This is a genomic window from Inquilinus limosus MP06 (genome assembly GCF_000767795.1).
GTDB lineage: Bacteria > Pseudomonadota > Alphaproteobacteria > DSM-16000 > Inquilinaceae > Inquilinus > Inquilinus limosus_E.
The window spans coordinates 1-3,681 of the sequence record NZ_JANX01000606.1; the positions used below are offsets into that span (position 1 = coordinate 1).

General features: G+C 69.5%; 4 protein-coding genes. 1 reads left to right on the plus strand and 3 read right to left on the minus strand.

What is annotated here, in order from left to right; genetic code table 11:
• Window positions 1-127 precede the first annotated feature (127 nt).
• Genes P409_RS29315 through P409_RS29325 form a run of 3 tightly spaced genes read right to left on the minus strand, consistent with a single transcriptional unit; the run spans window position 128 to window position 2,800 of the window.
• Window positions 128-832 carry an ABC transporter ATP-binding protein gene (locus tag P409_RS29315; protein WP_034846741.1) on the minus strand — a complete coding sequence of 235 codons (705 nt, stop codon included), beginning with the start codon at window positions 830-832 and terminating at the stop codon, window positions 128-130.
• Entirely contained in the window at window positions 825-1,583 is a 759-nt protein-coding gene (locus P409_RS29320) for an ABC transporter ATP-binding protein (protein ID WP_034846743.1), read from the minus strand. Before P409_RS29320 ends, P409_RS29315 begins: the two co-directional genes overlap by 8 nt.
• Before the next feature lie 8 nt (window positions 1,584-1,591).
• Window positions 1,592-2,800, minus strand: a complete 1,209-nt coding sequence (locus P409_RS29325) for an ABC transporter substrate-binding protein (protein WP_034846745.1) — start codon at window positions 2,798-2,800, stop codon at window positions 1,592-1,594.
• Window positions 2,801-2,982: 182 nt separating this feature from the next.
• Between P409_RS29325 and P409_RS29330 the strand changes: the two genes are divergently transcribed.
• The gene (locus P409_RS29330; protein WP_034846747.1) at window positions 2,983-3,555 is read left to right on the plus strand and encodes a hypothetical protein; all 573 of its coding nucleotides are present in this window, start codon (window positions 2,983-2,985) and stop codon (window positions 3,553-3,555) included.
• Window positions 3,556-3,681: the final 126 nt, after the last annotated feature.

Below are 3,681 nucleotides of genomic sequence, written 5' to 3' on the forward strand. Positions count from 1 at the left end.
ACCGTCCCCCCGTCCCGGCAAGGGGAGGGGGGACTCGGATGGGCTCATGTCAACGACGGGCGCATCCGATATCCGCGAGGGGAGGGGGGACAAGGAAGGGAGTGGAAGCGGGGATCGCAATTCCATCTCAGACCCCCAGCGTCTCATGCAGCAGATCCATCTTGCCGGCCATCTCCTCCCGCCGGATCTCGGCGACCACGCGGCCGTCCTCCATGACGTAGTGCCGGTCGGCGAGCGTGCTGGCGAAGCGGAAGTTCTGCTCGACCAGCAGGATGGTCATGCCCTGCGCCTTCAGCGTACGCAGCAGCTCGCCGATGCGCTGCACGATCACCGGCGCCAGCCCCTCGGTCGGCTCGTCCAGCAGCAGCAGCTTCACGCCCGTGCGCAGCACCCGGGCGATCGCCAGCATCTGCTGCTCGCCGCCCGACAGCTTGGTGCCCTGGCTGCCCGCCCGCTCCAGCAGGTTCGGGAACAGCCGGTGGATCTCGGCCAGGCTCATGCCGCCCTCGGCCACCTTGGGCGGCAGCGTCAGGTTCTCCGCCACCGACAGCGAGGCGAAGATGCCCCGCTCCTCCGGCACATAGCCGATGCCGGCGCGGGCGACGCGGTGCGGCGGCGTCGCCAGCAGGTCGGCGCCGTTCATCCGGATCGTGCCCTGGCGCCGGCGCAGGATGCCCATGATGGCGCGCAGGGTCGTGGTCTTGCCGGCGCCGTTGCGGCCCAGCAGGGTCACGGTCTCGCCCGGGAACACGTCGAGGTCGACGCCGTGCAGCACATGGCTCTCGCCATAGAAGCCCTGCAGGCCGCGGACATGGAGCAAAGGCTCACTCATGCTCCGACCCCATATAGGCCTCGCGCACCCGCGGGTCGGCCGAGACCTCGGCGTAGCTGCCCTCAGCCAGGATCTCGCCGCGCTGCAGCACCGTGACCCGGTGGCAGAGATCGGCGACCACCGACAGGTTGTGCTCCACCATCAGCACTGTGCGGTCGGCCCCGACCTTGCGGATCAGCTCGGCGATGCGGCCGATCTCCTCATGCCCCATGCCGGCCATCGGCTCGTCCAGCAGCAGCATCGGCGGGTCGAGCGCCAGGGTGGTGGCGATCTCCAGCGCCCGCTTGCGGCCGTAGGACAGGTCGACCGCGGCGGTGCGGGCGAACTCGCTCAGGTTGACCGCCTCGATCAGGTCCAGCGCCCGCGCGTCCAGCCGGCGCAGCACCCCGGCGGAGCGCCAGAACTGGCGCGACAGCCCTTCCGGCCGCTGCAGCGCCACCCGGACATTCTCCAGCACCGTCAGATGCGGGAACACGGCCGAGATCTGGAACGACCGCACCAGGCCGCGCCGGGCCACCTCGGCCGGCTTCAGCCGGGTGATGTCCTCGCCCCTGAAGGCGATGCGGCCGGAGGTCGGCTGGTGGAACTTGGTCAGCAGGTTGAAGACGGTGGTCTTGCCGGCGCCGTTCGGGCCGATCAGGGCGTGGATCGTGCCCTCGCGCACGCTGAGGTCCACGCCCTTGACCGCGAGGAAGCCGCGGAAGGCCTTGGTCAGGCCCTCCGCCACCAGGATCGGCTGGGATTCGGCCATCAGCCGCTTTACTTCTTCGCCGTCGCGGGGCAGCCGCTCTCCGTCGGGCTCAGATAGGCCTGGTCGCCCGGGATGGTCGCCAGCAGCTTGTAGTAGTCCCAGGGCTTGGTGCTCTCCGACGGCGCCTTGACCTGGAACAGGTACATGTCGTGCACCATGCGGCCGTCGGCCTGCACCTTGCCGTTCTTGGCGAAGACGTCGTCGACCGGCAGCTCCTTCAGCTTGGCCGCGACCTTGTCGCCGTCATCGGTGCCGGCGGCCTGCACCGCCTTCAGATACTGCAGCACCGAGGAGTATTCCGAGGCCTGGACCGAGTTCGGCATGCGCTGGGTGCGCTCGAAGAAGCGCTGGGCGAAGGCCCGGCTCTCGTCGTTGCGGTCCCAGTAGAAATCCTCGGTCAGCACCAGCCCCTGCGACGCCTCGAGCCCCAGCCCGTGAACCTCGGCGAGGGTGAACAGCAGGCCGGCCAGCTTCTGGCCGCCGGCGACGATGCCGAACTCCGCCGCCTGCTTGATGGCGTTGGCGGTGTCCAGGCCGGCATTGGCCAGGCCCACCACCTTGGCGCCCGACGCCTGGGCCTGCAGCAGGAAGGAGGAGAAGTCGGTGGTGTTCAGCGGGTGCCGCACGCTGCCCAGCACCTTGCCGCCCTTGGAGGTGACGAACTTCGTGGTCTGCTCCTCCAGCGAATAGCCGAAGGCGTAGTCCGCGGTCAGGAAGAACCAGCTGTCGCCGCCCTGGTCCACCAGCGCGCCGCCGGTGCCGACCGCCAGCGCATGGGTGTCGAAGGCCCAGTGGAAGCCGGTGGGCGAGCACGCCTTGCCGGTCAGGTCCGCGGTCACGGCGCCGGAGGTGATGGTGACCTTGTGCTTCTCGGCCGCCAGCGCCTGCACCGCGAGGGCGACGGAGGAGGTGGTCAGCTCGCTGATCATGTCGACACCGTCGACGTCGAACCACTGCCGGGCGATGTTCGAGCCGATGTCGGGCTTGTTCTGGTGGTCGGCGTTGACGATCTCGATCGGGGCGCCCAGCACCTTGCCGCCGAAATCCTCGACCGCCATCTTGGCGGCCTCGACCGACCATTTGCCGCCGTAATCGGCATAGACGCCGGACTGGTCGTTCAGCACGCCGATCTTGACGACGTTGCCCGAGACCTGGGCCGCGGCCGGCAGGGCGAAGCCCGCCACCAGCAGGCCGACAGCAACAGCGTTCCGGTTCATGATGCCTCCCCGAGGACGTTTCATTCGCAAGGATTTTAGAATTTTCGAAACCCTGCCTGAGTCGGGGCGGGCGGCGCAATCGCGTTTTCGCAGTGCGGGAGGAAATCGGCGCGACGATTCAGGCCGAAGGCTGGTCCGGCGCTGGATATCGCCTAGATTTCACAGGGAAAGGGAGGGATTCCATGCGCCAGATCTCGATCATCCTCGCCTTGGCCGCGGCCTGGTGCGGCTCGGCCGCCGGCGCCGAGACCGCCAGCGCCTACACCGACCTCGACCCAGGGCGCGACTGCGCCGTCGTCGCCGCGGCCGGGCCGGACGATGGCGACTGGCAGGACCTGGCCTGCGCCGGCTGGCGCGGCTTCCCGGTGCTGCTGTCGACCGCCGACCTGCGCTCCTCGGTGTTCTACGGCTTCCCGCCGGCGGGCGACCGTCCGTTCCAGACCTTCGCCGGCTTCAACGGGGTGGGTCCGAGGATCGAATGGCGGATCGAGGGCGGCAGGCCCTTCGCCGCGATCCATCGCTGGACGGTCGACGGGGCGGACGGCCGGCGCACCGAGGTGCTGGTGGTGTCCCGGGTCGCGCAGCTGGAGGACCGGCAAGGCTGCGTCATCGGCCTGGTGACCGCCACAGGGCATCCCAATGCCAACGAGGCGGCGCGCAGGCTGGCCGATGAGCGGGCGCGTAACTTCGTCTGCGGCACCGACACGCCGATCGAGATCGGCGCGGTGCCGGCCTTCACCCCGGGCCGGCGCTGATCGCGGTCAATTCACTCCCCGCCCCGTCGCGAAGATCATCAGGCGGTCGAACAGCGCTTCCGGCAGCAGCCGCTTCGCCCGGAACACCAGCCGGGAATCCGTGCCCAGCCGCAGCCGCGGCGGCAT

Coding starts and splice junctions, on each gene's coding strand:
- P409_RS29315 (WP_034846741.1), bottom strand. CDS start 832: ATGAGTGAGCCTTTGCTCCATGTCCGCGGCCTGCAGGGCTTCTATGGC.
- P409_RS29325 (WP_034846745.1), bottom strand. CDS start 2,800: ATGAACCGGAACGCTGTTGCTGTCGGCCTGCTGGTGGCGGGCTTCGCC.
- P409_RS29330 (WP_034846747.1), top strand. CDS start 2,983: ATGCGCCAGATCTCGATCATCCTCGCCTTGGCCGCGGCCTGGTGCGGC.
- P409_RS29320 (WP_034846743.1), bottom strand. CDS start 1,583: ATGGCCGAATCCCAGCCGATCCTGGTGGCGGAGGGCCTGACCAAGGCC.